At 39.0% G+C, this 22,355-nt stretch carries 37 protein-coding genes; 32 read left to right on the forward strand and 5 right to left on the reverse strand.

Going from position 1 to position 22,355, the window contains the following annotated elements; genetic code table 11:
• Nucleotides 1-47: 47 nt before the first annotated feature.
• Nucleotides 48-530, reverse strand: a complete 483-nt coding sequence (gene trmL, locus AC6H22_RS08430; protein WP_005625919.1) for a tRNA (uridine(34)/cytosine(34)/5-carboxymethylaminomethyluridine(34)-2'-O)-methyltransferase TrmL — start codon at nucleotides 528-530, stop codon at nucleotides 48-50.
• A 10-nt stretch (nucleotides 531-540) separates the two neighbouring features.
• A complete protein-coding gene (gene rsmD / locus AC6H22_RS08435; protein ID WP_005625917.1) occupies nucleotides 541-1,122 on the reverse strand; it encodes a 16S rRNA (guanine(966)-N(2))-methyltransferase RsmD in 582 nt (193 codons plus the stop codon).
• 96 nt (nucleotides 1,123-1,218) lie between these two features.
• Here rsmD and ftsY point away from each other — a divergent pair, with 96 nt between their 5' ends.
• The 31 genes from ftsY to rplQ all read left to right on the forward strand — a co-directional run bounded on the left by ftsY (nucleotide 1,219) and on the right by rplQ (nucleotide 18,217).
• On the forward strand, nucleotides 1,219-2,562 hold the full coding sequence (ftsY, locus tag AC6H22_RS08440; RefSeq protein WP_005625915.1) for a signal recognition particle-docking protein FtsY: 1,344 nt from the start codon (nucleotides 1,219-1,221) through the stop codon (nucleotides 2,560-2,562).
• Between the two features lie 18 nt (nucleotides 2,563-2,580).
• A complete protein-coding gene (ftsE, locus tag AC6H22_RS08445) occupies nucleotides 2,581-3,237 on the forward strand; it encodes a cell division ATP-binding protein FtsE (protein ID WP_005635730.1) in 657 nt (218 codons plus the stop codon).
• 9 nt (nucleotides 3,238-3,246) lie between these two features.
• Entirely contained in the window at nucleotides 3,247-4,179 is a 933-nt protein-coding gene (gene ftsX, locus AC6H22_RS08450; protein WP_005625910.1) for a permease-like cell division protein FtsX, read from the forward strand.
• A gap of 319 nt (nucleotides 4,180-4,498) precedes the next feature.
• Entirely contained in the window at nucleotides 4,499-4,810 is a 312-nt protein-coding gene (gene rpsJ, locus AC6H22_RS08455) for a 30S ribosomal protein S10 (protein ID WP_001181005.1), read from the forward strand.
• Nucleotides 4,811-4,826: 16 nt separating this feature from the next.
• The gene (gene rplC, locus AC6H22_RS08460; protein ID WP_005632753.1) at nucleotides 4,827-5,453 is read left to right on the forward strand and encodes a 50S ribosomal protein L3; all 627 of its coding nucleotides are present in this window, start codon (nucleotides 4,827-4,829) and stop codon (nucleotides 5,451-5,453) included.
• A gap of 15 nt (nucleotides 5,454-5,468) precedes the next feature.
• Nucleotides 5,469-6,071 carry a 50S ribosomal protein L4 gene (rplD, locus tag AC6H22_RS08465; RefSeq protein ID WP_005625901.1) on the forward strand — a complete coding sequence of 201 codons (603 nt, stop codon included), beginning with the start codon at nucleotides 5,469-5,471 and terminating at the stop codon, nucleotides 6,069-6,071.
• Nucleotides 6,068-6,367, forward strand: coding sequence for a 50S ribosomal protein L23 (gene rplW / locus AC6H22_RS08470; RefSeq protein WP_005625900.1), 300 nt, complete (start codon nucleotides 6,068-6,070; stop codon nucleotides 6,365-6,367). Before rplD ends, rplW begins: the two co-directional genes overlap by 4 nt.
• Before the next feature lie 17 nt (nucleotides 6,368-6,384).
• Nucleotides 6,385-7,206 carry a 50S ribosomal protein L2 gene (gene rplB, locus AC6H22_RS08475; protein WP_005625898.1) on the forward strand — a complete coding sequence of 274 codons (822 nt, stop codon included), beginning with the start codon at nucleotides 6,385-6,387 and terminating at the stop codon, nucleotides 7,204-7,206.
• Between the two features lie 25 nt (nucleotides 7,207-7,231).
• Nucleotides 7,232-7,507, forward strand: a complete 276-nt coding sequence (rpsS, locus tag AC6H22_RS08480; RefSeq protein WP_005539416.1) for a 30S ribosomal protein S19 — start codon at nucleotides 7,232-7,234, stop codon at nucleotides 7,505-7,507.
• Between the two features lie 11 nt (nucleotides 7,508-7,518).
• The gene (rplV, locus tag AC6H22_RS08485) at nucleotides 7,519-7,851 is read left to right on the forward strand and encodes a 50S ribosomal protein L22 (protein WP_005625897.1); all 333 of its coding nucleotides are present in this window, start codon (nucleotides 7,519-7,521) and stop codon (nucleotides 7,849-7,851) included.
• A gap of 17 nt (nucleotides 7,852-7,868) precedes the next feature.
• The gene (gene rpsC, locus AC6H22_RS08490) at nucleotides 7,869-8,576 is read left to right on the forward strand and encodes a 30S ribosomal protein S3 (RefSeq protein WP_005625894.1); all 708 of its coding nucleotides are present in this window, start codon (nucleotides 7,869-7,871) and stop codon (nucleotides 8,574-8,576) included.
• A gap of 13 nt (nucleotides 8,577-8,589) precedes the next feature.
• On the forward strand, nucleotides 8,590-9,000 hold the full coding sequence (gene rplP / locus AC6H22_RS08495) for a 50S ribosomal protein L16 (RefSeq protein ID WP_005625890.1): 411 nt from the start codon (nucleotides 8,590-8,592) through the stop codon (nucleotides 8,998-9,000).
• Nucleotides 9,000-9,191, forward strand: coding sequence for a 50S ribosomal protein L29 (rpmC, locus tag AC6H22_RS08500; RefSeq protein WP_005625888.1), 192 nt, complete (start codon nucleotides 9,000-9,002; stop codon nucleotides 9,189-9,191). The genes rplP and rpmC overlap by 1 nt, the downstream gene beginning before the upstream one ends.
• Nucleotides 9,191-9,448, forward strand: coding sequence for a 30S ribosomal protein S17 (gene rpsQ, locus AC6H22_RS08505; protein WP_005625886.1), 258 nt, complete (start codon nucleotides 9,191-9,193; stop codon nucleotides 9,446-9,448). The genes rpmC and rpsQ overlap by 1 nt, the downstream gene beginning before the upstream one ends.
• A gap of 240 nt (nucleotides 9,449-9,688) precedes the next feature.
• The gene (gene rplN / locus AC6H22_RS08510) at nucleotides 9,689-10,060 is read left to right on the forward strand and encodes a 50S ribosomal protein L14 (protein WP_005548786.1); all 372 of its coding nucleotides are present in this window, start codon (nucleotides 9,689-9,691) and stop codon (nucleotides 10,058-10,060) included.
• 10 nt (nucleotides 10,061-10,070) lie between these two features.
• Nucleotides 10,071-10,382 carry a 50S ribosomal protein L24 gene (rplX, locus tag AC6H22_RS08515; protein ID WP_005625883.1) on the forward strand — a complete coding sequence of 104 codons (312 nt, stop codon included), beginning with the start codon at nucleotides 10,071-10,073 and terminating at the stop codon, nucleotides 10,380-10,382.
• A 17-nt stretch (nucleotides 10,383-10,399) separates the two neighbouring features.
• Nucleotides 10,400-10,939: a 50S ribosomal protein L5 gene (gene rplE / locus AC6H22_RS08520; protein ID WP_005625881.1), complete on the forward strand. Its 540-nt coding sequence runs from the start codon at nucleotides 10,400-10,402 to the stop codon at nucleotides 10,937-10,939.
• Nucleotides 10,940-10,950: 11 nt separating this feature from the next.
• On the forward strand, nucleotides 10,951-11,256 hold the full coding sequence (gene rpsN / locus AC6H22_RS08525) for a 30S ribosomal protein S14 (RefSeq protein WP_005625879.1): 306 nt from the start codon (nucleotides 10,951-10,953) through the stop codon (nucleotides 11,254-11,256).
• A 36-nt stretch (nucleotides 11,257-11,292) separates the two neighbouring features.
• A complete protein-coding gene (gene rpsH / locus AC6H22_RS08530; RefSeq protein ID WP_005625877.1) occupies nucleotides 11,293-11,685 on the forward strand; it encodes a 30S ribosomal protein S8 in 393 nt (130 codons plus the stop codon).
• A 15-nt stretch (nucleotides 11,686-11,700) separates the two neighbouring features.
• Nucleotides 11,701-12,234: a 50S ribosomal protein L6 gene (rplF, locus tag AC6H22_RS08535; RefSeq protein ID WP_005625876.1), complete on the forward strand. Its 534-nt coding sequence runs from the start codon at nucleotides 11,701-11,703 to the stop codon at nucleotides 12,232-12,234.
• Nucleotides 12,235-12,247: 13 nt separating this feature from the next.
• Nucleotides 12,248-12,601, forward strand: a complete 354-nt coding sequence (gene rplR, locus AC6H22_RS08540) for a 50S ribosomal protein L18 (protein WP_005625873.1) — start codon at nucleotides 12,248-12,250, stop codon at nucleotides 12,599-12,601.
• Nucleotides 12,602-12,615: 14 nt separating this feature from the next.
• Nucleotides 12,616-13,116, forward strand: coding sequence for a 30S ribosomal protein S5 (gene rpsE, locus AC6H22_RS08545; RefSeq protein ID WP_005625871.1), 501 nt, complete (start codon nucleotides 12,616-12,618; stop codon nucleotides 13,114-13,116).
• Nucleotides 13,117-13,122: 6 nt separating this feature from the next.
• The gene (gene rpmD, locus AC6H22_RS08550; protein WP_005543631.1) at nucleotides 13,123-13,302 is read left to right on the forward strand and encodes a 50S ribosomal protein L30; all 180 of its coding nucleotides are present in this window, start codon (nucleotides 13,123-13,125) and stop codon (nucleotides 13,300-13,302) included.
• Between the two features lie 3 nt (nucleotides 13,303-13,305).
• Nucleotides 13,306-13,740: a 50S ribosomal protein L15 gene (rplO, locus tag AC6H22_RS08555; RefSeq protein ID WP_005625870.1), complete on the forward strand. Its 435-nt coding sequence runs from the start codon at nucleotides 13,306-13,308 to the stop codon at nucleotides 13,738-13,740.
• Nucleotides 13,741-13,747: 7 nt separating this feature from the next.
• Nucleotides 13,748-15,073, forward strand: a complete 1,326-nt coding sequence (secY, locus tag AC6H22_RS08560) for a preprotein translocase subunit SecY (protein ID WP_005625869.1) — start codon at nucleotides 13,748-13,750, stop codon at nucleotides 15,071-15,073.
• A gap of 28 nt (nucleotides 15,074-15,101) precedes the next feature.
• The gene (rpmJ, locus tag AC6H22_RS08565) at nucleotides 15,102-15,215 is read left to right on the forward strand and encodes a 50S ribosomal protein L36 (protein WP_005625868.1); all 114 of its coding nucleotides are present in this window, start codon (nucleotides 15,102-15,104) and stop codon (nucleotides 15,213-15,215) included.
• A gap of 141 nt (nucleotides 15,216-15,356) precedes the next feature.
• Complete coding sequence (rpsM, locus tag AC6H22_RS08570; RefSeq protein ID WP_005625867.1) at nucleotides 15,357-15,713, forward strand: 30S ribosomal protein S13; 357 nt, start codon at nucleotides 15,357-15,359, stop codon at nucleotides 15,711-15,713.
• 16 nt (nucleotides 15,714-15,729) lie between these two features.
• Complete coding sequence (rpsK, locus tag AC6H22_RS08575) at nucleotides 15,730-16,119, forward strand: 30S ribosomal protein S11 (protein ID WP_005543603.1); 390 nt, start codon at nucleotides 15,730-15,732, stop codon at nucleotides 16,117-16,119.
• A gap of 29 nt (nucleotides 16,120-16,148) precedes the next feature.
• Complete coding sequence (gene rpsD, locus AC6H22_RS08580; protein WP_005625866.1) at nucleotides 16,149-16,769, forward strand: 30S ribosomal protein S4; 621 nt, start codon at nucleotides 16,149-16,151, stop codon at nucleotides 16,767-16,769.
• A gap of 31 nt (nucleotides 16,770-16,800) precedes the next feature.
• Nucleotides 16,801-17,790: a DNA-directed RNA polymerase subunit alpha gene (locus AC6H22_RS08585; protein ID WP_005625865.1), complete on the forward strand. Its 990-nt coding sequence runs from the start codon at nucleotides 16,801-16,803 to the stop codon at nucleotides 17,788-17,790.
• A 40-nt stretch (nucleotides 17,791-17,830) separates the two neighbouring features.
• Complete coding sequence (gene rplQ, locus AC6H22_RS08590) at nucleotides 17,831-18,217, forward strand: 50S ribosomal protein L17 (protein ID WP_005625863.1); 387 nt, start codon at nucleotides 17,831-17,833, stop codon at nucleotides 18,215-18,217.
• Nucleotides 18,218-18,337: 120 nt separating this feature from the next.
• On the opposite strand, the gene AC6H22_RS08595 is transcribed toward rplQ, so the two are convergent.
• Both AC6H22_RS08595 and AC6H22_RS08600 read right to left on the reverse strand, forming a co-directional pair.
• Nucleotides 18,338-18,934, reverse strand: a complete 597-nt coding sequence (locus AC6H22_RS08595) for a Crp/Fnr family transcriptional regulator (protein WP_046952573.1) — start codon at nucleotides 18,932-18,934, stop codon at nucleotides 18,338-18,340.
• A 121-nt stretch (nucleotides 18,935-19,055) separates the two neighbouring features.
• Nucleotides 19,056-20,135, reverse strand: a complete 1,080-nt coding sequence (locus AC6H22_RS08600; RefSeq protein ID WP_118817358.1) for an anaerobic sulfatase maturase — start codon at nucleotides 20,133-20,135, stop codon at nucleotides 19,056-19,058.
• A 136-nt stretch (nucleotides 20,136-20,271) separates the two neighbouring features.
• Here AC6H22_RS08600 and AC6H22_RS08605 point away from each other — a divergent pair, with 136 nt between their 5' ends.
• Entirely contained in the window at nucleotides 20,272-21,081 is an 810-nt protein-coding gene (locus tag AC6H22_RS08605) for a sulfite exporter TauE/SafE family protein (RefSeq protein WP_032825368.1), read from the forward strand.
• 31 nt (nucleotides 21,082-21,112) lie between these two features.
• On the opposite strand, the gene ispC is transcribed toward AC6H22_RS08605, so the two are convergent.
• Nucleotides 21,113-22,306 carry a 1-deoxy-D-xylulose-5-phosphate reductoisomerase gene (gene ispC / locus AC6H22_RS08610; protein ID WP_005625853.1) on the reverse strand — a complete coding sequence of 398 codons (1,194 nt, stop codon included), beginning with the start codon at nucleotides 22,304-22,306 and terminating at the stop codon, nucleotides 21,113-21,115.
• Nucleotides 22,307-22,355 lie beyond the last annotated feature (49 nt).

Below are 22,355 nucleotides of genomic sequence, written 5' to 3' on the forward strand. Positions count from 1 at the left end.
CAAAAGAGCAGTTAAAAATCCCATTGAATTTTAACTGCTCTTTTTGTTTATTTTATTTCTGGTAAATTTACTGCACCTTCATAGCCTAATTGTCGCCATGCTTCATAAACCGTTACTGCGACAGAATTAGACAAGTTCATACTGCGACTATTGGCTGTCATTGGAATGCGGATTTTTTGTTCCATCGGCATTTCATTTAAAATTGACATCGGAATGCCGCGAGTTTCGGGGCCAAACATTAAATAATCACCAAGTTCAAACTTTACCTGACTATGTGCTGGACTGCCTTTTGTTGTGAGTGCAAAGAGACGTTTAGGTTTTTCGCTTTCTAAAAAGGCTTCAAAAGTCTTGTGACGTTTGATTTCTGCAAATTCGTGATAATCCAAACCTGAGCGGCGTAAGCGTTTATCATCCCAGGTGAAACCTAGCGGCTCAATTAAGTGCAAGCGAAATCCTGTATTGGCACAAAGGCGAATAATGTTACCGGTATTTTGTGGGATCTCTGGTTCATATAAAACGATATCTAACATAATTTTTTCTCTAATTCTGATATAAACGATAACTCACCATTCCCGTTGTTTTTTCTTTCAATAACGTCCAGTTTTCAGGAGTGATGAGCGGTTTATCTTTCTCTGTTTCTACGTAAATTAACGCATTGGGTTTTAGCCAATTATTTTCACAAAGCAAGTTAATTGCTTGTTCTGCCAAATTAAAATGAAAGGGTGGATCTAAAAACACGACATCAAAGTGCGGTTGATTTTGTGGCTGTTTTAGAAAATCCAAACTACTTTGATTAACCACTTCAGCCTGTTCTGATGAGCATTTGAGTGTTTGTAAATTCTTTTTTAATTGATTGGCGACGGTTTTATCTAATTCTAAAAAAGTCACTTTTTTCGCTTGGCGAGAAAGTGCTTCAAAACCTAATGAACCACTCCCCGCAAAGCCATCTAAACATTCAGACTGATGGATATAAGGCATTAACCAATTAAAAAGCGTTTCTTTCACTCTATCGCCAGTTGGGCGTAAGCCTTCTGAATTTAATACTGGAAGTTTTCGACCTCGCCATAGACCTGCAATAATGCGAACCTCGCCCTTTGCATTTGGCGTTTGTATTTTTTTCATAAAGATTCGATTTTTATTGAAAATTGTGCTTAGTTTAGACGATTTTTTGCTAGAATAAACGACATTTTTATCGGATTACAGTTAAGAGAGCATTTTATGGCTGAAGAAAATAAAAAAGGCGGATTTTGGGCATCGTTATTTGGGCGTAATAAAAAGCAAGATGAACCTAAAATTGAGCCGATAATAGAAGAAAAGATTAAAGATGTCGAGCCATCTATTGAAAAACTTGAAACTCATGATTTAGTTGAAGAACCGTCTGAATTAGAGGCAGTAGAAAGTGCGGTGGAATCTGAGCCGTTTTTAGTAGAAAGCATTGAAACGAATGAAATAGTTGAAGACGAAAAAATACAGGAAATTTCAACCGCACTTGAGCCAGTCGAAGAAATCATCGAAGCGAAAAATTTAGAAGATGACCTTCCTATTACAGAAACCGTGGTTGAATCTGAAATTGTTGAAGATATTAAAGATGAGCTTCAGCCTGTTGTTGAAATTGAAACTCGCGAAAAGCCAAGTGAAGGGGGCTTTTTTAGTCGTTTAGTGAAGGGATTACTGAAAACTAAACAAAATATTGGCGCAGGTTTTCGTAGTTTTTTCTTAGGAAAAAAAATTGATGATGAGTTGTTTGAAGAATTAGAAGAACAACTGTTGATTGCGGATATTGGCGTGCCGACAACAAGTAAAATCATCAAAAATTTGACTGAGCATGCAAGTCGCAAAGAATTACAAGATGCCGAGCTTTTATATCAACAATTAAAAGTAGAAATGGCGGATATTCTTGAGCCAGTAGCACAGCCATTAAAGATTGATAGCACGAAGAAACCTTATGTGATTTTAATGGTGGGCGTAAATGGCGTGGGGAAAACGACGACAATTGGTAAGCTTGCACGTAAATTTCAGGCTGAAGGAAAATCAGTGATGCTCGCAGCAGGTGATACTTTCCGTGCAGCGGCCGTTGAGCAGCTTCAAGTTTGGGGAGAACGCAATCACATTCCAGTTGTTGCCCAAAGCACCGGCTCTGATTCTGCATCGGTGATTTTTGATGCGATGCAATCAGCGGCTGCACGCAATATTGATATTCTTATTGCGGATACGGCGGGTCGTCTGCAAAATAAAAATAACTTAATGGACGAACTGAAAAAAATTGTTCGTGTTATGAAAAAATATGATGAAACTGCACCACATGAAATTATGCTTATGCTGGATGCTGGAACGGGACAAAATGCCATTAGCCAAGCGAAGTTATTTAATGAAGCTGTAGGTTTAACAGGGATCTCTCTAACTAAATTAGATGGCACGGCAAAAGGTGGCGTGATTTTTGCCATAGCCGATCAGTTTAAGTTGCCTATTCGCTATATCGGTGTAGGCGAGAAAATTGAAGATTTACGTGAGTTTAATGCCAAAGAATTTATTGAGGCATTATTCGTTCATGAAGAAGAATAAAAAGAATAAGGAAAAATTGTGATTAAGTTCTCAAATGTTTCTAAAGCCTATCATGGCGCAACACAGCCTGCGTTACAAGGCTTGAATTTTCATCTTCCTGTGGGAAGTATGACTTACTTAGTTGGGCATTCAGGCGCAGGGAAAAGTACATTACTCAAGCTTATTATGGGAATGGAAAAAGCCAATGCGGGTCAAATTTGGTTTAACGGGCACGATATTACTCGCTTGTCGAAATATGAAATTCCATTTCTGCGTCGCCAAATTGGTATGGTTCACCAAGATTATCGTTTACTAACAGATCGTACTGTGGTGGAAAATGTGGCATTGCCATTGATTATTGCAGGTATGCATCCAAAAGATGCGCATACACGTGCGATGGCATCTTTAGATCGTGTAGGATTGCGTAATAAAGCTCACTATTTGCCACCACAAATTTCTGGAGGGGAGCAGCAACGTGTTGATATTGCGCGTGCTATTGTGCATAAACCTCAGCTCTTACTAGCAGATGAGCCAACGGGTAACCTAGATGATGAACTTTCTTTAGGCATTTTTAATTTGTTTGAAGAATTTAATCGTCTCGGAATGACTGTGTTAATTGCTACTCACGACATTAATTTAATTCAACAAAAACCAAAACCTTGTCTTGTACTTGAACAAGGTTATTTACGTTATTAAGGAATAATCATGAGCCGACCAACGGATGCATCCTTTTTTGTTCAAACAGCCTATACTTTGCGTGCAGTATGGGCGGATTTATGGCAACGTAAATTTGGCACGCTGCTCACGATTTTGGTGATTGCTGTATCTCTGACGATCCCAACCGTGAGCTATTTAATGTGGAAAAATTTACATTTAGCGACCACTCAATTTTATCCTGAAAGTGAATTGACGATTTATCTTCACAAAAATTTAAGTGAAGAAGACGCGAATTTAGTGGTAGAGAAAATCCGTCAACAAGAAGGGGTGGAATCACTGAATTATGTCTCTCGTCAAGAAAGTTTAAAAGAATTCAAAAGTTGGTCTGGCTTTGGTGAAGAATTAGAAATTCTAGATGATAATCCATTACCTGCGGTCGTCATGGTAAAACCTACAAGCGAATTTAATGTTTCAGAAAAACGTGATGAGTTACGTACCAATTTAAATAAAATTAAAGGCGTGCAAGAAGTTCGCTTGGATAACGATTGGATGGAAAAATTAACCGCACTTTCTTGGTTAATCGCCCATGTGGCAATTTTCTGCACTGTATTAATGACGATAGCGGTATTTTTAGTTATTGGTAACAGTATTCGCTCTGATGTGTATAGTAGCCGATCAAGTATTGATGTGATGAAATTGCTTGGTGCAACAGATCAATTTATTCTTCGTCCTTATCTTTATACAGGGATGATTTATGCCGTGTTAGGTGGGTTAGTTGCTGCGATTTTTAGTAGCTTTATTATCAGCTATTTTACTTCTGCAGTGAAATACGTAACGGATATTTTTGCCGTTCAATTCAGTTTGAATGGATTAGGCGTTGGGGAATTTGTATTCTTATTAGTGTGCTGTTTAATTATGGGATATGTTGGTGCGTGGATTGTAGCAAAACGACATATTACGCTATTAGATAACCATCAATAATTTTAATATGCTAAGTGCGGTGATTTTTCTAGGTATTTTTCGATGAGAAAATACGGCGATAAATGACTGCACTTTTTATTTGCTTTGAATAAATCCCTTGCAATTTGTTTAACTTTTGTGTAGTATTTGCAGGCTTTCAATATGAAAGCCGTTTAATGTAATCATTTATTAAACGAGCATGACGATATGTCACGCTAAACAATGTTTCCGATTTGGAGACTATATAACAGGTAACTTGCACCTCCTTTTCTATTTTGAAGTTAGAATTGTGATTGGTGTTAGTTTTTTATTAGCTAAATTTTATTGGAGCTCTGGTCTAATGCAGAACCAAAGAATCCGTATCCGCTTAAAAGCTTTCGATCACCGTTTGATCGATCAATCTACTGCGGAGATCGTAGAAACAGCTAAACGTACTGGTGCACAAGTTCGTGGTCCAATCCCTTTACCAACTCGTAAAGAGCGTTTCACCGTGTTGATTTCTCCACACGTGAACAAAGATGCGCGTGATCAATACGAAATTCGTACACACAAACGTTTAGTAGATATCGTAGAGCCAACAGAAAAAACTGTTGATGCATTAATGCGTTTAGATTTGGCTGCCGGCGTGGACGTGCAGATCAGCCTAGGTTAATTAAGAGGTTATTACAATGATTGGTTTAGTCGGTCGTAAAGTTGGTATGACCCGTATCTTCAATGAAGACGGTGTTTCAGTACCAGTTACCGTTATCGAAATCGAAGCCAACCGCGTAACTCAAGTTAAAACTCTTGAAAACGATGGCTATACTGCAGTTCAAGTTACAACTGGTTCTAAAAAAGCGAATCGTGTAACTAAACCTGAAGCAGGCCATTTCGTGAAAGCAGGTGTTGAAGCTGGTCGCGGTTTATGGGAATTTCGTACTGAAGGTGAAGAATTCACTTTAGGTCAAGAAATCAATGTTGACATCTTTGCAGATGTTAAAAAAGTAGATGTTACTGGTACTTCTAAAGGTAAAGGTTTCCAAGGTGGTGTTAAACGTTGGAACTTCCGTACTCAAGATGCTACACACGGTAACTCTTTATCACATCGTGTACTTGGTTCTATTGGTCAAAACCAAACTCCAGGTCGTGTGTTTAAAGGTAAAAAAATGGCAGGACATTTAGGTGCTGAGCGTGTAACCGTTCAATCACTTGAAGTTGTTCGTGTAGATGCTGAGCGTAAATTGCTATTAGTAAAAGGTTCTGTACCTGGTGCTATCAATGGCGATGTTATCGTTAAGCCAGCAGTTAAAGCATAAGTCTAGGAGATAGAGATGGAATTACAAGTTGTAGGTGCAAACGCACTAACTGTTTCTGAAACTACCTTCGGACGTGAGTTTAACGAAGCGTTGATCCACCAAGTTGTTGTTGCTTATGCAGCAGGTGCGCGTCAAGGTACTCGTGCGCAAAAAACTCGTGCTGAAGTGTCTGGTTCAGGTAAAAAACCTTGGCGTCAAAAAGGTACAGGTCGTGCTCGTGCTGGTGATATCAAATCACCAATCTGGCGTTCTGGTGGTATAACCTTCGCGGCTAAACCACAAGATCACAGTCAAAAAGTGAACAAGAAAATGTACCGTGGTGCTATCAAAAGCATTCTTTCTGAATTAGTTCGTCAAGACCGTTTGGTTGTTGTTGAAAAATTCGAATTAGATGCACCAAAAACTAAAGTTTTAGTACAAAAATTAAAAGATTTAGCAGTTGAAGATGCGTTAATTATCACAGCAAGTTTAGATGAAAATCTATTCTTAGCAGCGCGTAACTTATACAAAGTTGATGTACGTGATGTTCAAGGTATCGATCCAGTTAGCTTAATCGCTTTCGATAAAGTGATTGTTACTGTTGACGCTGTGAAACAAATTGAGGAGATCCTAGCATGAGTCAAGAACGTTTGCTAAGCGTGCTACGTGCACCGCACATCTCTGAAAAAGCAACTAACAATGCTGAAAAATCTAACACTGTTGTACTTAAAGTTGCTTTAGATGCGAACAAAGCTGAAATTGCTGCTGCTGTTGCTCAATTATTTGAAGTAAAAGTTGACTCTGTTCGTACCGTGGTTGTTAAAGGTAAAACTAAACGCCGTGGTAGTAAAATGGGTCGTCGCAGCGACTGGAAAAAAGCTTATGTAACTTTAGCCGAAGGCCAAAACTTGGACTTCGTGGACAGTGCAGAGTAATCGGAGGAAATTAGAGAATGGCTATCGTTAAATGTAAGCCGACCTCCGCTGGTCGTCGTCACGTTGTTAAAATCGTGAACCCTGAATTACACAAGGGTAAACCTTACGCACCTCTTCTAGATACTAAATCTAAAACTGGTGGTCGTAACAACTATGGTCGTATTACTACTCGTCACATTGGTGGCGGTCACAAACAACACTACCGTTTAATCGATTTCAAACGTAACAAGTTAGACATCCCAGCGGTTGTTGAGCGTTTAGAATATGATCCAAACCGTTCTGCTAACATTGCTTTAGTGCTTTATAAAGATGGTGAACGCCGTTATATTTTAGCACCTAAAGGTCTGTCAGTAGGCGATCAAATCCAAGCTGGCGTAAACTCACCAATTAAAGTGGGTAACTCATTACCAATGCGTAATATCCCAGTTGGTTCAACAGTACATAACGTTGAATTAAAACCAGGTAAAGGCGGTCAAATCGCTCGTTCTGCTGGTGCTTATGTACAAATCATCGCACGTGAAGGCAACTATGTAACTTTACGTTTGCGTTCAGGCGAAATGCGTAAAGTATTAGCTGAATGTGTTGCTACAATCGGTGAAGTTGGTAACTCAGAACATATGCTTCGCGTATTGGGTAAAGCTGGTGCTAACCGCTGGAGAGGTATTCGCCCTACAGTTCGTGGTACTGCAATGAACCCAGTAGATCACCCACACGGTGGTGGTGAAGGTCGTAACTTTGGTAAACACCCAGTAACTCCTTGGGGCGTTCAAACCAAAGGTAAGAAAACTCGTCACAACAAACGTACTGATAAATATATCGTACGTCGTCGTGGCAAATAATAGATTAAATTAAAGAGGATTAGCCATGCCACGTTCTCTCAAGAAGGGTCCTTTCCTTGACCTACACTTGTTGAAGAAGGTAGAGAAGGCGGTGGAAAGCGGGGATAAAAAACCAATCAAAACTTGGTCCCGTCGTTCAATGATCATTCCATCAATGATCGGATTGACCATCGCAGTCCATAATGGTCGTCAGCACGTTCCTGTTTATGTATCTGATGAAATGATCGGTCATAAGCTTGGTGAATTTGCACCGACTCGTACATACCGCGGTCACGCGGCAGATAAGAAAGCTAAGAAATAAGAGGTAAAGAGATGGAAACTATCGCAAAACATCGTTACGCTCGCACTTCTGCCCAAAAAGCTCGCTTAGTTGCCGATTTAATTCGTGGTAAAAAAGTTGCGCAAGCATTAGAAATCTTAACTTTCACTAACAAAAAAGCAGCAGCTTTAGTGAAGAAAGTTTTAGAATCAGCTATTGCAAACGCAGAGCACAATGACGGTGCAGATATCGATGATCTTAAAGTTGCTAAAATCTTCGTTGATGAAGGTCCTAGCATGAAACGTGTTATGCCACGTGCTAAAGGTCGTGCAGATCGTATTTTAAAACGTACTAGCCACATTACTGTGGTTGTGTCAGATCGTTAATAAGTAGAGGAATAGCAATGGGTCAAAAAGTACATCCACATGGTATTCGCCTAGGTATTGTTAAACCTTGGAGCTCTACTTGGTTCGCGAATACACAAGACTTCGCTGACAATCTTGAAGGCGATTTCAAAGTACGCAAATTCTTAAATAAAGAATTAGCAAATGCTTCAGTTTCACGTATTACTATTGAGCGTCCAGCTAAAAGTATTCGTGTAACTATTCACACAGCTCGTCCTGGTATCGTAATCGGTAAAAAAGGCGAAGATGTTGAAAAATTACGTAACGCAGTGTCTAAAATCGCTGGCGTTCCTGCTCAAATCAACATTGCTGAAGTGAAAAAACCTGAATTAGATGCGAAATTAGTTGCAGATAGCATCGCTTCTCAATTAGAACGTCGTGTAATGTTCCGTCGTGCAATGAAACGTGCGGTACAAAGCGCAATGCGTTTAGGTGCTAAAGGTATCAAAGTTGAGGTTAGCGGTCGTTTAGGTGGTGCAGAAATCGCACGTTCAGAATGGTATCGTGAAGGTCGCGTACCTCTACATACTCTTCGTGCGGACATCGATTATAACACTGCAGAAGCTCACACAACTTACGGCGTAATCGGCGTTAAAGTGTGGATCTTCAAAGGTGAAATTCTTGGTGGAATGGCTGCCGTTGCGCAATCAGAACAACAACCTGCCGACAAGCCTAAAAAGGCTCCTCGCGGTAAAGGTCGTAAGTAAGGAGAAACGCTAAATGTTGCAACCAAAACGTACAAAATTCCGTAAAGTTCACAAAGGCCGCAACCGTGGTATCGCGGGCGGTACTGAAGTTAGTTTCGGTACTTACGGTTTAAAAGCAGTTGGTCGTTGTCGTTTAACCGCTCGTCAAATCGAAGCGGCACGTCGTGCAATGTCACGTGCAGTAAAACGTCAAGGTAAAATCTGGATTCGTGTATTCCCAGATAAACCAATTACTGAAAAACCATTAGAAGTCCGTATGGGTAAAGGTAAAGGTAACGTTGAGTACTGGGTAGCCTTAATCCAACCGGGTAAAGTGCTTTATGAAATGGATGGTGTGTCTGAAGAAGTAGCAAGAAACGCATTTGCATTAGCAGCTGCTAAATTGCCAGTTAAGACCACTTTCGTAACTAAGACGGTGATGTAATGAAAGCTCAAGATTTACGTACAAAAAGTGTTGAAGAGCTGAATGCTGAATTAGTAAACCTTTTAGGTGAACAATTCAAGTTGCGTATGCAGACAGCCACCGGTCAGCTTCAACAAACCCATCAGGCTAAACAAGTGCGTCGTGATATTGCACGTGTAAAAACTGTATTAACCGAAAAGGCGGGTGAGTAATGACTGATAAAATTCGTAGCGTACAAGGTAAAGTTGTTAGCGACAAAATGGAAAAATCTTTCGTTGTTGCTATTGAACGTAAGGTAAAACACCCTTTATATGGTAAATTTATCCGTCGTACAACTAAATTACACGTACACGATGAGAATAATGAAGCCAAAGTTGGTGATACCGTAGAGATTCGCGAATGTCGCCCTCTATCAAAAACCAAATCTTGGACTTTAGTTCGCGTTGTTGAGAAAGCAGTTATTGCTTAATTAATAACAAAGAGTAATAAAATAAAAGCCAATAGTGTAAATCTATTGGCTTTTTTTACATTTAAGTATTGTAAATTTCAACCGCATTTTTAGTAAATGGGCTAAGAGGATAAAGGTAAATTATCATTGCCTTTCTCTTTTTCTTTTGATAAAATCCCACAGCTATCCGCCATTCTGTCTCAGTAGTGCGGATGGGTTCGTCCCGAAAGGGTGTTTTTTTAATCTTAACGGAGCACTAATATGATCCAAGAACAGACTATGCTGGATGTTGCTGATAATTCAGGCGCTCGCAGCGTAATGTGTATCAAGGTTCTAGGTGGATCGCACCGTCGTTATGCTGCGATTGGTGACATCATCAAAATTACTGTAAAAGAAGCAATTCCACGCGGTAAAGTAAAAAAAGGTGATGTATTAAAAGCAGTTGTTGTGCGCACCAAGAAGGGTGTTCGTCGCCCAGATGGCTCAGTTATTCGTTTCGATGGTAACGCTTGTGTAATTTTAAATAATAACACTGAGCAACCAATCGGTACTCGTATTTTTGGACCAGTGACTCGTGAACTTCGTTCTGAGAAATTCATGAAGATCATTTCTTTAGCTCCAGAAGTACTGTAAGGGGAATGTAATGGCTGCTAAAATCCGTCAAAATGATGAAGTAATTGTTCTTACTGGTAAAGATAAGGGCAAACGTGGCAAGGTAACTAAAGTGTTACCAAACGGTAAAGTGTTTGTTGAAGGTATCAACATTATTACTAAACATGAAAAACCAGTTCCTGCATTAGGAAAAGTTGGTGGTTTAGTGAAAAAAGAAGCTGCAATTGACGCTTCAAATGTTGCGATTTTCAATCCTAAAACAAATAAAGCTGACCGTGTAGGTTTTAGATTCGAAGACGGCAAAAAAGTACGTTTCTTCAAATCTAACAATGAAATTATCTAACAAACTGGAGTAATGCGATGGCGAAACTGCATGATTACTACAGAGATCAAGTAGTAAGCGAATTAAAAAATAAATTCGGCTACAAATCTGTCATGCAAGTCCCACGAATCGAAAAGATTACCCTGAATATGGGTGTGGGTGAAGCATTGACCGACAAAAAATTGCTAGACAACGCAGTAGCGGACTTAGCAGCAATCAGCGGTCAAAAACCTTTAGTAACTAAAGCTCGTAAATCTGTTGCTGGCTTTAAAATCCGTCAGGGATATCCAATCGGTTGTAAAGTAACACTACGCGGTGAGCGTATGTGGGAGTTCTTTGAACGTTTAATTACAATTGCTGTTCCACGTATTCGTGACTTCCGCGGTTTAAGCGCGAAATCATTCGATGGTCGTGGTAACTATAGCATGGGTGTGCGTGAACAAATCATCTTCCCTGAAATCGATTACGATAAAGTAGATCGTGTACGTGGTTTAGATATCACTATCACAACTACTGCTAAGAATGATGAAGAAGGTCAAGCACTACTTGCTGCCTTTAATTTCCCATTCCGTAAATAAGGCAGGTTATAATGGCTAAACAATCAATGAAAGCACGCGATGTAAAACGCGTTAAATTGGCTGAAAAATTCTACGCAAAACGTGTTGAATTAAAGAAAATCATTTCTGATGTCAATGCCTCTGATGAAGATCGTTGGGATGCAGTGTTAAAGTTACAAACTTTACCACGTGATTCTAGCCCATCTCGTCAACGTAACCGTTGCCGCCAAACTGGACGTCCTCATGGCGTTTTACGTAAGTTTGGTTTAAGCCGAATTAAGGTTCGTGAAGCTGCAATGCGCGGTGAAATCCCAGGCCTTAAAAAAGCGAGCTGGTAATATACCACTTTATTTTGGAATCGGAGAAAAAGTACAATGAGTATGCAAGATCCAATCGCAGATATGCTGACCCGTATTCGTAACGGTCAAGCTGCGAACAAAGTTGCAATCAATATGCCTTCTTCCAAGCTAAAAGTGGCAATTGCCAACGTATTAGCTGCTGAAGGTTATATCGAAAGCGTAAAAGTTTTAGAAGGTGCTAAACCTGAATTGGAAATTACTTTAAAATATTTCCAAGGCAAACCAGTTGTAGAAAGCATCCAACGTGTAAGTCGTCCTGGTCTTCGTATTTACAAACGTAAAGATGAATTACCAAAAGTTATGGGCGGTTTAGGTGTTGCAGTTATTTCTACATCTAAAGGTGTTATGACTGACCGCGCTGCTCGTCAAGCAGGTTTAGGCGGTGAGATCATCTGTTATGTAGCTTAATAGAGAGGTAGGAAAATGTCTCGTGTTGCAAAGGCACCTGTTAATATTCCTGCCGGCGTTGAAGTTAAACTCGACGGTCAGCTATTAACAGTAAAAGGTAAAAATGGCGAGTTATCTCGCAAAATTCATGAATCAGTTGAAGTAAAACAAGATAACGGACAATTTACGTTCACTCCACGTGAAGGTTTTGTTGAAGCAAATGCTCAATCGGGTACTGCACGTGCATTAGTTAATGCAATGGTTATCGGTGTTACTGAAGGTTTCACTAAAAAATTGGTATTGGTGGGTGTAGGTTACAGAGCTCAACTTAAAGGCAATGCAATTGCATTAAGTTTAGGCTATTCTCACCCAGTAGAGCATACTTTACCGGCAGGTATTACTGCAGAATGTCCATCTCAAACCGAAATCGTGTTGAAAGGTGCAGACAAACAGTTGATCGGTCAAGTTGCAGCAGATATTCGTGCTTATCGCCGTCCTGAGCCTTATAAAGGTAAAGGGGTACGTTACGCTGATGAAGTGGTACGTATCAAAGAGGCTAAGAAGAAATAATTAAGGTAACACTATGGATAAGAAATCAGCTCGTATCCGTCGTGCAGCTCGTGCACGTCATATGATGAGAGAGCAAGGTGTAACTCGTTTAGTTATTCACCGCACTCCACGTCATATTTATGCACAAGTTATTGCACCAAACGGTTCAGAAGTGCTTGCCGCTGCTTCAACTGTTGAGAAAGCAATTCGTGAGCAAGTAAAATACACCGGTAATAAAGATGCTGCTGCTGCAGTAGGTAAAGCTGTTGCAGAACGCGCATTAGCAAAAGGCGTTCAAGCTGTTGCTTTTGATCGTTCCGGTTTTAAATATCATGGTCGTGTCCAAACTTTAGCGGACGCTGCACGTGAAGCTGGTCTACAGTTCTAATGAGGTAAATTGAGATGTCAAACATCGAAAAACAAGTTGGTGAACTGCAAGAGAAGCTAATCGCAGTAAACCGTGTATCAAAAACTGTAAAAGGTGGTCGTATTATGAGTTTCACTGCATTAACTGTGGTGGGCGATGGTAATGGCCGAGTAGGTTTTGGTTATGGTAAAGCACGCGAAGTTCCAGCAGCGATCCAAAAAGCAATGGAAAAAGCACGTCGTAATATGATTAACGTTGCTTTGAATGAAGGTACATTACAGCATCCAGTTAAAGGTGTACATACTGGTTCACGTGTATTTATGCAGCCAGCAAGCGAAGGTACAGGTATCATCGCTGGTGGTGCAATGCGTGCAGTATTAGAAGTTGCAGGTGTACGTAACGTTCTTTCTAAAGCGTATGGTTCTACCAACCCAATTAACGTTGTTCGTGCAACTATTGATGCATTAGCAAACATGAAATCACCAGAAATGGTTGCTGCAAAACGCGGTAAAACTGTTGATGAAATCTTGGGGTAATGAATAATGGCTAAAACTATTAAAGTAACACAAGTTCGTAGTTCAATTGCTCGTTTACCGAAGCATAAAGCTACCTTGCGTGGTCTTGGTCTTCGCCATATGCACCACACTGTTGAGTTAATTGATACGCCTGCAGTACGTGGTATGATTAACCAAGTTTCATACATGGTTAAAGTGGAGGAGTAAGAGATGCGTTTAAATACTCTATCTCCGGCTGAAGGTGCAAAGCATAGCGCTAAACGCCTTGGTCGTGGTATTGGTTCAGGTTTAGGCAAGACAGGTGGCCGTGGTCATAAAGGTCAAAAATCTCGTACTGGTGGCGGTGTTCGTCGCGGTTTCGAAGGTGGTCAAATGCCGTTATACCGTCGTTTACCAAAATTTGGTTTCACTTCAATGAAAGCTGCAGTAACTGCAGAAGTTCGTTTGAATGAATTAACCAAAGTTGAAGGTAATGTAGTAACCTTAGAAACATTAAAAGCAGCAAATATCTTAACTAAAGATATCCAATTCGCTAAAGTAGTTTTAGCGGGTGAAGTGAAATCTGCAGTAACAGTTCGTGGTTTGCGTGTAACTAAGGGTGCAAAAGCAGCAATTGAAGCTGCTGGCGGTTCAGTTGAGGAATAATTAGCAAATGGCTAAACAACCAGGTTATCAAGCAAGAAGTACTAATAGCGGTAAAGGTGAATTAAAAAGCCGATTACTTTTCGTTTTAGGTGCGCTTATCGTTTACCGAATTGGTTCTTTCATTCCGGTTCCTGGTATTGATGCGGCTGTGCTAGCTCAATTAGTTGAACAACAAAAAGGCACCATCATTGACATGTTTAACATGTTCTCTGGTGGTGCATTAAGCCGTGCATCTATCTTAGCATTAGGTATTATGCCGTATATCTCGGCATCTATTGTAATTCAGTTGCTTGCAACGGTTTCTCCTGCTTTAGCAGAATTAAAGAAAGAAGGTGCTGCTGGTCAACGTAAAATTTCTAAGTATACTCGGTATGCGACAGTTGTTTTTGCAACCATTCAGGCAGTAGCTATTTCAACAGGTTTACCAAATATGTTACCTGGCTTAGTGCCAAATGTTGGATTTGGTTTTTACTTCACTTCAGTTGTTAGCTTAGTAACTGGAACTATGTTCCTCATGTGGTTAGGTGAACAAATTACTGAAAGAGGTATTGGTAACGGTATTTCAATTCTTGTTTTTGGCGGTATCGTAGCTGGTTTACCATCGGCTATACTTCAAACTATTGAGCAGGCTCGTCAAGGACAGATGCATCCATTAGTGCTTCTTCTTATCGCAGCTATTGTATTTGCAGTAACTTATTTCGTTGTTTTTGTTGAAAGAGGACAGCGTAGAATTCGCGTTGAATATGCAAAGCGTCAACAAGGTCGTCAAATTTTAGGTGGTCATTCGACACATTTACCATTGAAAGTAAATATGGCAAACGTAATGCCGGCAATTTTTGCCTCAAGTATTATTTTATTTCCTGCTACCTTAACTCAATGGTTTGGACAAAATGATAAGTTTGAGTGGTTAAATAACTTATCTATGCTGTTGAATCCGGGTCAACCTCTTTATTTGCTTGTTTATGCTGTAGCAATTATTTTCTTTAGCTTCTTTTACACTGCAATGCAGTATAATCCGCGAGATACAGCAGATAATCTAAAAAAATCTGGTGCATTTATTCCAGGAATTAGACCAGGGGAACAAACATCTCGTTATATTGATAAAGTTATGACTCGTCTTACACTGATTGGCGGTCTTTATGTAACGTTTGTGTGTTTAGTTCCTTATATTATGACATCGGCTTGGGATGTTAAATTTTACTTCGGTGGAACATCTCTTTTAATTGTAGTCGTTGTAATTATGGATTTCATCGTGCAGGTTCAGAGTCACTTAATGTCGTCTCAATATGAGTCTGCGTTGAAAAAAGCAAACCTTAAAGGTTTTGGACAATAATTGTTCATTTAGTAGAAAAGGATAAGCAATGAAAGTTCGTGCTTCCGTAAAGAAAATGTGTCGTAACTGTAAAATTGTTAAACGTGAAGGTGTTGTACGCGTATTGTGCAGCGATCCTAAACATAAACAACGTCAAGGTTAATTCATATTTTTTCTTGCAAAGAACCAGTTGAGCAGTTATACTGCTCAACTCATTTATGTCCTTGGTATTCTGTTTGAGTATCCTGAAAACGGGCTTTTCAAGATCAGAATACCAAATTAGTTAAAATAATAGGAGTGCATAGTGGCCCGTATTGCAGGCATTAACATTCCTGATCACAAACACGCTGTAATCGCTTTAACTGCAATTTACGGTATTGGTAAGACTCGTTCAAAAGCTATTTGTGCTGCAGCGGGTATTGCTGAAGATGTTAAGATCAGAGAATTGTCTGAAGAGCAGATTGACAAACTGCGTGACGAAGTTGGTAAATTTACCGTTGAAGGTGATTTACGTCGTGAAGTAACACTAAACATCAAACGTCTTTTAGACTTAGGTTGTTATCGTGGTTTACGTCACCGTCGTAGTTTACCGGTACGTGGTCAACGTACTAAAACTAATGCGCGTACCCGTAAGGGTCCACGTAAGCCGATCAAAAAATAGTCGGGGTAAATAAAGAATGGCTAAAACACCAGTTCGTGCACGTAAACGTGTAAAAAAACAAGTCGTAGATGGCGTAGCACATATTCACGCATCTTTCAATAATACAATCGTTACTATTACTGACCGTCAAGGTAACGCTCTAGCATGGGCGACTGCAGGTGGTTCAGGTTTCCGTGGTTCTCGTAAATCTACCCCGTTCGCTGCGCAAGTTGCTGCTGAACGTTGTGCTGAAATTGTTAAAGAATTCGGCTTAAAGAACTTGGAAGTTATGGTTAAAGGTCCGGGTCCAGGTCGTGAATCTACAATTCGCGCGTTAAACGCAGCGGGTTTCCGTATCACGAATATTACTGATGTGACTCCGATTCCTCATAACGGTTGTCGTCCACCGAAAAAACGTCGCGTTTAAGACGTATATAGGATAGTTGGAGAAAGAAAATGGCAAGATATTTGGGTCCAAAACTCAAGCTCAGCCGTCGTGAAGGTACTGATTTATTTCTTAAATCAGGCGTGCGTGCGATTGATTCAAAATGTAAAATTGATACAGCACCTGGTCAACATGGTGCTCGTAAACCGCGTTTGTCTGACTATGGTAGTCAATTACGTGAAAAACAAAAAGTTCGTCGTATCTATGGTATTTTAGAACGTCAATTCCGTAACTACTATAAAGAAGCAAACCGTTTAAAAGGTAACACTGGTGAAAATTTATTAGTGTTATTAGAAGGTAGATTGGATAACGTTGTTTATCGCATGGGATTTGCTGCAACTCGTGCAGAAGCTCGCCAATTAGTGAGCCATAAAGCGATTGTTGTAAATGGTCGTGTTGTTAACATTCCATCTTTCCAAGTTTCTGTAAATGATGTTGTTGCTGTTCGTGAGAAATCTAAAAAACAAGCACGTATTAAAGCGTCATTAGAATTAGCAGAACAAAGAGAAAAACCAACATGGTTAGAAGTTGATTCTGCAAAAATGGAAGGTGTGTTCAAACGTGTTCCTGAACGTTCTGATTTATCAGCAGATATTAACGAACATCTGATCGTTGAGCTTTACTCTAAATAATAGTTAAGCTTAAAAGCAAAGAGAGGATAAAATGCAGGGTTCTGTTACAGAATTTTTAAAACCACGTTTAGTAGATATTGAACAAATTAGTTCAACTCATGCTAAAGTGATCTTAGAGCCGTTAGAGCGTGGTTTTGGCCATACTCTAGGTAATGCATTACGTCGTATCCTTCTGTCTTCAATGCCAGGTTGTGCTGTAACTGAAGTGGAAATTGATGGCGTATTGCACGAATATAGTAGTAAGGAAGGTGTTCAAGAAGATATTCTTGAAGTTCTTTTAAACCTTAAAGGTCTAGCGGTTAAAGTACAGAATAAAGATGATGTTATTCTGACACTAAATAAATCTGGAATTGGCCCTGTTGTTGCAGCGGATATCACCCATGATGGTGATGTTGAAATTGTGAATCCGAATCATGTAATCTGTCACTTAACTGACGAAAATGCATCAATCAGTATGCGTATTCGAGTTCAGCGTGGTAGAGGATATGTTCCAGCTTCAGCTCGCACTCATAGTCAAGCAGAGGAGCGCCCAATTGGTCGCTTACTTGTTGATGCTTGTTACAGCCCAGTTGATCGCATTGCATATAATGTTGAAGCAGCTCGTGTTGAACAACGTACCGACCTAGATAAACTTGTTATCGAGTTAGAAACTAATGGAACCCTTGAGCCTGAAGAAGCAATTCGTCGTGCTGCAACAATCTTAGCAGAGCAACTCGATGCATTCGTTGATTTGCGTGATGTTCGTCAACCTGAGATTAAGGAAGAAAAACCGGAATTTGATCCGATTTTATTACGTCCTGTAGATGATTTAGAGTTGACAGTTCGTTCTGCTAACTGTTTGAAAGCAGAAACAATTCATTATATCGGTGATTTAGTACAACGTACAGAAGTTGAATTATTAAAAACACCTAATCTTGGTAAGAAATCTCTTACTGAAATTAAGGATGTGCTCGCTTCACGTGGCTTGTCACTTGGTATGCGCCTTGAAAATTGGCCACCAGCAAGTATTGCTGAAGACTAGTTTGGTCATAGGTTAAGATTTTTCTGAGAAGGATAAGATCATGCGCCATCGTAAGAGTGGTCGTCAACTAAACCGTAATAGCAGCCATCGCCAAGCGATGTTTCGTAACTTAGCAAGTGCTTTAGTTAGTCATGAAATCATTAAGACTACTTTGCCTAAAGCTAAAGAATTACGCCGTGTAGTTGAACCGTTAATTACATTAGCAAAAGTAGATAGCGTTGCAAACCGTCGTTTAGCATTCGCTCGTACTCGCAACGTTGAAACTGTTGCAAAATTATTTAATGAATTAGGTCCACGTTTTGCTCAACGTGCAGGTGGTTACACTCGCATTTTGAAATGTGGTTTCCGTGTAGGCGATAATGCACCAATGGCATACATTGAGTTAGTTGATCGCCCAGAAGTTGCTGAAGCAGCTACTGAGGAATAAAAATCAATTCAAAGGAAAAGCTCACTTTATAGTGAGCTTTTTTATTTTATATGTAAGTAAAAAGAGCTTTATTTACTGAAAAATTATTTAGATAGATAGTTCAAAACCATAATATTGAATTTAAGAGCAGATTCGTAAATGTCTTGTATTTTTGTCTAGAATTCCTTGTTTCTTTAATTCTTGACTAATACGAATGGCAGTTTCTGTTTCGCATCCACAAAATTCAGCTACTTCTCGGTAGGTCCAAGGATAATCGGGATAACTTTCAGTTAGATTTTCAATTGCATCAATTATACGCTCGTAGCTTCGTTTATAGGCTGTACTACTTACTCGGTGTTCTGCGTCATATAATTCATTCGAAAGTTGTTTCATAAGATAGCGGGAAAAATCAGGATTATTTGCGATAAAAGTAGTGTGATTTCCAGGAAATATACGAATAATATCTGCTTCTAGTAATACCTTTGCACTACAATGATAAGTTGTTTCACTAAAGATTGTTCTAAACCCAAAATACTCGTTAGCATGATAAAGTCGAATCAAGGTTTCTTTACCATTTTCTAAGCTATGATAAAGCCCGACAAGCCCTCGTTTTAAAAAATAAAATTCTTTAGGTTTTTCACCTTGAGTATAAATTAAGCTGTTTTTCCCTAGTGTTTTACTTTCAGAAATAATGCATTGGTGTAAGTTTTGAGGTAAATAAGGTGATGAGCTTGACATAAATATCCTTTTAATACATAAACAACTTTAGGTTACTATACAAATTTCTGTTTTTATCCGCTATAAGCAAGTTTTAAAAGTGTTAACTTGGTAACAAAATTTTTATTTTAAATGAATAATGTTATTTTGCGTTACCAAAGCATTTTGCAAATTCTTTCAAATAGGGTTCCATGTGAGAGAGCGCTGCATAATAGGCTTCACAGAGTTGATTATGTGGTTTTCCAAATCCTTGAACAGTTCGATGTTTTGGGCAACCTCCATGACAGGCAAAACGAAATTTACAGCTTTTGCATCGTTCGGAAAGAAAGGATTTCGCTGAACCAAAATGTTTTTGTTTTATGTTATCAACTAATGTTACTACTGGTGTTTCTATGAGGTTTCCCAATTTGTATTCAGGGTATACATAATGATCGCAACTATAAATATCGCCATTTTGTTCAATAACTAATTGATCACCGCAGGTTTCACGAAAAATACATAAATCAGGTTGTAATCCAAGATAAGCCATAAACCATTGTTCAATAAATTGAATCCCAATCTTTCCTACATCATTGGCGTACCATTCATCAAAAATATTAATTAGAAACTGGCCATAATCCTTTGCAGAGGCTTGTTGCTTATAATCTCCCATTAGTGGAATAAATTGCATATATAGTGATCCAATTCGTTTTAGAAAATGATAGATTTCTTTGCCATGTAGAACATTTAGATTATGCACTACAGTGAGAGTATTAAAAGACACTTGATAGTTATGTAGTAAATCTAGTGCATCTATTACTTGTTGAAATGTGCCTTTGCCATTTTTAGTTAAACGATAGGTATCGTGTAAGTGTTCTGGACCATCTATAGAAAGCCCCACAAGAAAATTATGATCATGTAGAAAACGACACCAATCGGCATTAAGTAATATACCATTGGTTTGTAGCGAATTTTCAATTTGTTTCCCATTAGCGTATTTATGCTGAAAATCGACCGCTCTTTTATAGAAATCAAGGCCTGCCATGGTTGGTTCACCGCCTTGCCAGAGGAAAGTTACTTGTTGTTGAGGGGCTGTTTCTATGTAAGATCTGATATAGGTTTCTAATACCTCATCACTCATGGCCCGTTGATTTAAATGAGGTTTTTCCAAGTAAAAGCAATACTGGCAATCTAAATTACAAATTGAGCCAGTAGGTTTTGCCATTAATTGAAATGCGTTCATACATCATATCCTTTCTATTTTTTTCATCATAACAGAATATTTTTAAGTGTATATGATGCTGATCATAAGATATGCTCATCCCCTTACGCCACAATTAGAATATATTATTAAGCTGATTTTCTTGATAGGAGTAGCAATGGCAATTAGTACAATTTTTATCTTACTGATTTGCGGTATTTGTACCAATATGGTTTCTGCTATTTTGGGTATTGGCGGTGGGGTCTTGATGGTGCCAATTTTACGTACATTATTTCCAGAATTGCCGATTCAAGTTATTTCAGCTACGTCACTCACCATTGTAATGTGTACCGCATTGATTAACTTATTATTTTTCCATAAGCAAAAAATCAAAATTGATTATATCAATATGATTTTATGGTCTATTGCTATGGTGATTGGCGTGCAAATTGGTTTTGAATTAAGTTTTTATTTTTCTACAGCGATAATTAGTTTAATTTTTACAGTCAGTTTGAGTGCACTTGCGATTAAAACATTTTTAAACAGATCGAGAACACAAATAGAAGTGTCTAATATGTCTCCTATAGAACGAGCTAAAGGTAGTATTAGTTGCTGCGGAGGAGGCTTAATTGCCGGTATTACAGGTATTGGAGGCGGATCTATCCTTGCTCCGCTTGTAGGCCAATTAAAAGGGGTAAAAACGCAGCAAATTGCCGTTTATACGAACTACATGATGATTATTGGTGGGATTGGTAATTTATATGGCTATCTCACAAGAGCCTTTCCTTATGATGTCAGTCTAAGTGGTCAATTAGGATATGTAAATTTTCTTGTGGTTGGTGTCGTTACTCTGGGGTCATTTGGAATGAGTTTCTTCTCAATGAAATTGCGTGGATTAATGAATCCGGCTTTAACAAGAAAATTATTGGCGATTATTTTATTTTGTATTGCAGCCTATATGTGCATTTTGGAATTTGTATGCCATTAAATCGAATAAACTAGACCTAGTTATTCTAGGTCTATTCCCCAATTAGCGTTTTCGCAATCTCTCTTGCTTGTGCATCAATTTCGAGTACATCATCAATATTTTGAATGGTATAAGGCGAAATTTTCTCAATTGTTTTTGCATTAATTTTTGCAATATCCATAAAGCTAATTTGACGATCTAAAAATGCTTGTACGGCAATTTCATTAGCTGCATTCATTGCTGTTGTCGCATACTGACCCGCAGCAAAGGCATCAATAGCCAGTTTTAAATTTGGATAACGATTAAAATCAGGTTCAATAAACGTCAGTTCTTTGACTTTAAAGAAATCGAGTGGTTCTACCCCAGCAAAAGTGCGCTGAGGATATGCCATAGTTTCTGCAATTGGTGTACGCATATCTGGATTTCCCATTTGAGCAATGACTGAGCCATCAACATAACGTACCATAGAATGAATAATCGATTGTGGATGAATAATGACTTCCATTTCTTCCGCACTTGCGTTGAAAAGCCAGCGAGCCTCAATGTATTCCAAGCCCTTATTCATCATTGTAGCTGAATCGACAGAGATTTTTTTACCCATAGACCAATTAGGGTGCGCAACTGCTTGTTCTGGTGTGATACTAGCAAACTGTTCGAGTGGTGTGTAACGAAATGGCCCGCCAGAACCGGTGAGTATAATTTTACTTACACCTAATTCAGAAAGTGGGCAAAAACCGATTTTTTCTTGTGCTTCTGGCGGTAATGATTGAAAAATAGCATTATGTTCACTATCTACTGGTAAAAGTTTTGCACCATAGTTTTTTACGGCATCAATAAAAAGCTGTCCGCAGGTTACCAATGATTCTTTATTTGCCAGTAATACCCGTTTACCCGCTTTAACCGCTGAAAGAGTCGGTAATAATCCTGCTGCGCCAACAATCGATGCCATTATCTGATCGGCATCTGGGTGTGCTGCAAGTTCACAAATAGCTTGTTGTCCTGCTAATACTTCCGTTGAAATATGATGCGCAATTAATTTCTCACGTAAAATTTTAGCAGCATTTACATCATCAAGAGCAGCAAAGTGCGGTCGGAATTTTATGCATTGTTCAAACATTGCTTCTACATTTTTTCCGCCGACGAGTGCAAATGCATGATATTTCTGAGGGTTATTTTCGATAACAGAGAGGGTACTCTTACCGATTGATCCCGTTGAACCAAGAATGACAATGTTTTGTTTTTGCATAGAATCTTTACCGCACTTTTGTTGATTATATTTTTATTGGTACGTCTAA

Source organism: Haemophilus sp. THUN1690 (genome assembly GCF_059704375.1).

Coding starts and splice junctions, on each gene's coding strand:
- rplP (WP_005625890.1), top strand. CDS start 8,590: ATGTTGCAACCAAAACGTACAAAATTCCGTAAAGTTCACAAAGGCCGC.
- rpsH (WP_005625877.1), top strand. CDS start 11,293: ATGAGTATGCAAGATCCAATCGCAGATATGCTGACCCGTATTCGTAAC.
- rpmJ (WP_005625868.1), top strand. CDS start 15,102: ATGAAAGTTCGTGCTTCCGTAAAGAAAATGTGTCGTAACTGTAAAATT.
- AC6H22_RS08605 (WP_032825368.1), top strand. CDS start 20,272: ATGGCAATTAGTACAATTTTTATCTTACTGATTTGCGGTATTTGTACC.
- AC6H22_RS08595 (WP_046952573.1), bottom strand. CDS start 18,934: ATGTCAAGCTCATCACCTTATTTACCTCAAAACTTACACCAATGCATT.
- secY (WP_005625869.1), top strand. CDS start 13,748: ATGGCTAAACAACCAGGTTATCAAGCAAGAAGTACTAATAGCGGTAAA.
- rpmC (WP_005625888.1), top strand. CDS start 9,000: ATGAAAGCTCAAGATTTACGTACAAAAAGTGTTGAAGAGCTGAATGCT.
- rpsE (WP_005625871.1), top strand. CDS start 12,616: ATGTCAAACATCGAAAAACAAGTTGGTGAACTGCAAGAGAAGCTAATC.
- rpsJ (WP_001181005.1), top strand. CDS start 4,499: ATGCAGAACCAAAGAATCCGTATCCGCTTAAAAGCTTTCGATCACCGT.
- rplN (WP_005548786.1), top strand. CDS start 9,689: ATGATCCAAGAACAGACTATGCTGGATGTTGCTGATAATTCAGGCGCT.
- AC6H22_RS08600 (WP_118817358.1), bottom strand. CDS start 20,135: ATGAACGCATTTCAATTAATGGCAAAACCTACTGGCTCAATTTGTAAT.
- ftsY (WP_005625915.1), top strand. CDS start 1,219: ATGGCTGAAGAAAATAAAAAAGGCGGATTTTGGGCATCGTTATTTGGG.
- rplF (WP_005625876.1), top strand. CDS start 11,701: ATGTCTCGTGTTGCAAAGGCACCTGTTAATATTCCTGCCGGCGTTGAA.
- rplE (WP_005625881.1), top strand. CDS start 10,400: ATGGCGAAACTGCATGATTACTACAGAGATCAAGTAGTAAGCGAATTA.
- rpsQ (WP_005625886.1), top strand. CDS start 9,191: ATGACTGATAAAATTCGTAGCGTACAAGGTAAAGTTGTTAGCGACAAA.
- trmL (WP_005625919.1), bottom strand. CDS start 530: ATGTTAGATATCGTTTTATATGAACCAGAGATCCCACAAAATACCGGT.
- rplQ (WP_005625863.1), top strand. CDS start 17,831: ATGCGCCATCGTAAGAGTGGTCGTCAACTAAACCGTAATAGCAGCCAT.
- rplW (WP_005625900.1), top strand. CDS start 6,068: ATGAGTCAAGAACGTTTGCTAAGCGTGCTACGTGCACCGCACATCTCT.
- rplV (WP_005625897.1), top strand. CDS start 7,519: ATGGAAACTATCGCAAAACATCGTTACGCTCGCACTTCTGCCCAAAAA.
- rpsC (WP_005625894.1), top strand. CDS start 7,869: ATGGGTCAAAAAGTACATCCACATGGTATTCGCCTAGGTATTGTTAAA.
- rpmD (WP_005543631.1), top strand. CDS start 13,123: ATGGCTAAAACTATTAAAGTAACACAAGTTCGTAGTTCAATTGCTCGT.
- rplO (WP_005625870.1), top strand. CDS start 13,306: ATGCGTTTAAATACTCTATCTCCGGCTGAAGGTGCAAAGCATAGCGCT.
- AC6H22_RS08585 (WP_005625865.1), top strand. CDS start 16,801: ATGCAGGGTTCTGTTACAGAATTTTTAAAACCACGTTTAGTAGATATT.
- rpsN (WP_005625879.1), top strand. CDS start 10,951: ATGGCTAAACAATCAATGAAAGCACGCGATGTAAAACGCGTTAAATTG.
- rpsS (WP_005539416.1), top strand. CDS start 7,232: ATGCCACGTTCTCTCAAGAAGGGTCCTTTCCTTGACCTACACTTGTTG.
- rplB (WP_005625898.1), top strand. CDS start 6,385: ATGGCTATCGTTAAATGTAAGCCGACCTCCGCTGGTCGTCGTCACGTT.
- rplD (WP_005625901.1), top strand. CDS start 5,469: ATGGAATTACAAGTTGTAGGTGCAAACGCACTAACTGTTTCTGAAACT.
- rpsK (WP_005543603.1), top strand. CDS start 15,730: ATGGCTAAAACACCAGTTCGTGCACGTAAACGTGTAAAAAAACAAGTC.
- rpsD (WP_005625866.1), top strand. CDS start 16,149: ATGGCAAGATATTTGGGTCCAAAACTCAAGCTCAGCCGTCGTGAAGGT.
- rsmD (WP_005625917.1), bottom strand. CDS start 1,122: ATGAAAAAAATACAAACGCCAAATGCAAAGGGCGAGGTTCGCATTATT.
- rplR (WP_005625873.1), top strand. CDS start 12,248: ATGGATAAGAAATCAGCTCGTATCCGTCGTGCAGCTCGTGCACGTCAT.
- rplX (WP_005625883.1), top strand. CDS start 10,071: ATGGCTGCTAAAATCCGTCAAAATGATGAAGTAATTGTTCTTACTGGT.
- ftsX (WP_005625910.1), top strand. CDS start 3,247: ATGAGCCGACCAACGGATGCATCCTTTTTTGTTCAAACAGCCTATACT.
- ispC (WP_005625853.1), bottom strand. CDS start 22,306: ATGCAAAAACAAAACATTGTCATTCTTGGTTCAACGGGATCAATCGGT.
- rplC (WP_005632753.1), top strand. CDS start 4,827: ATGATTGGTTTAGTCGGTCGTAAAGTTGGTATGACCCGTATCTTCAAT.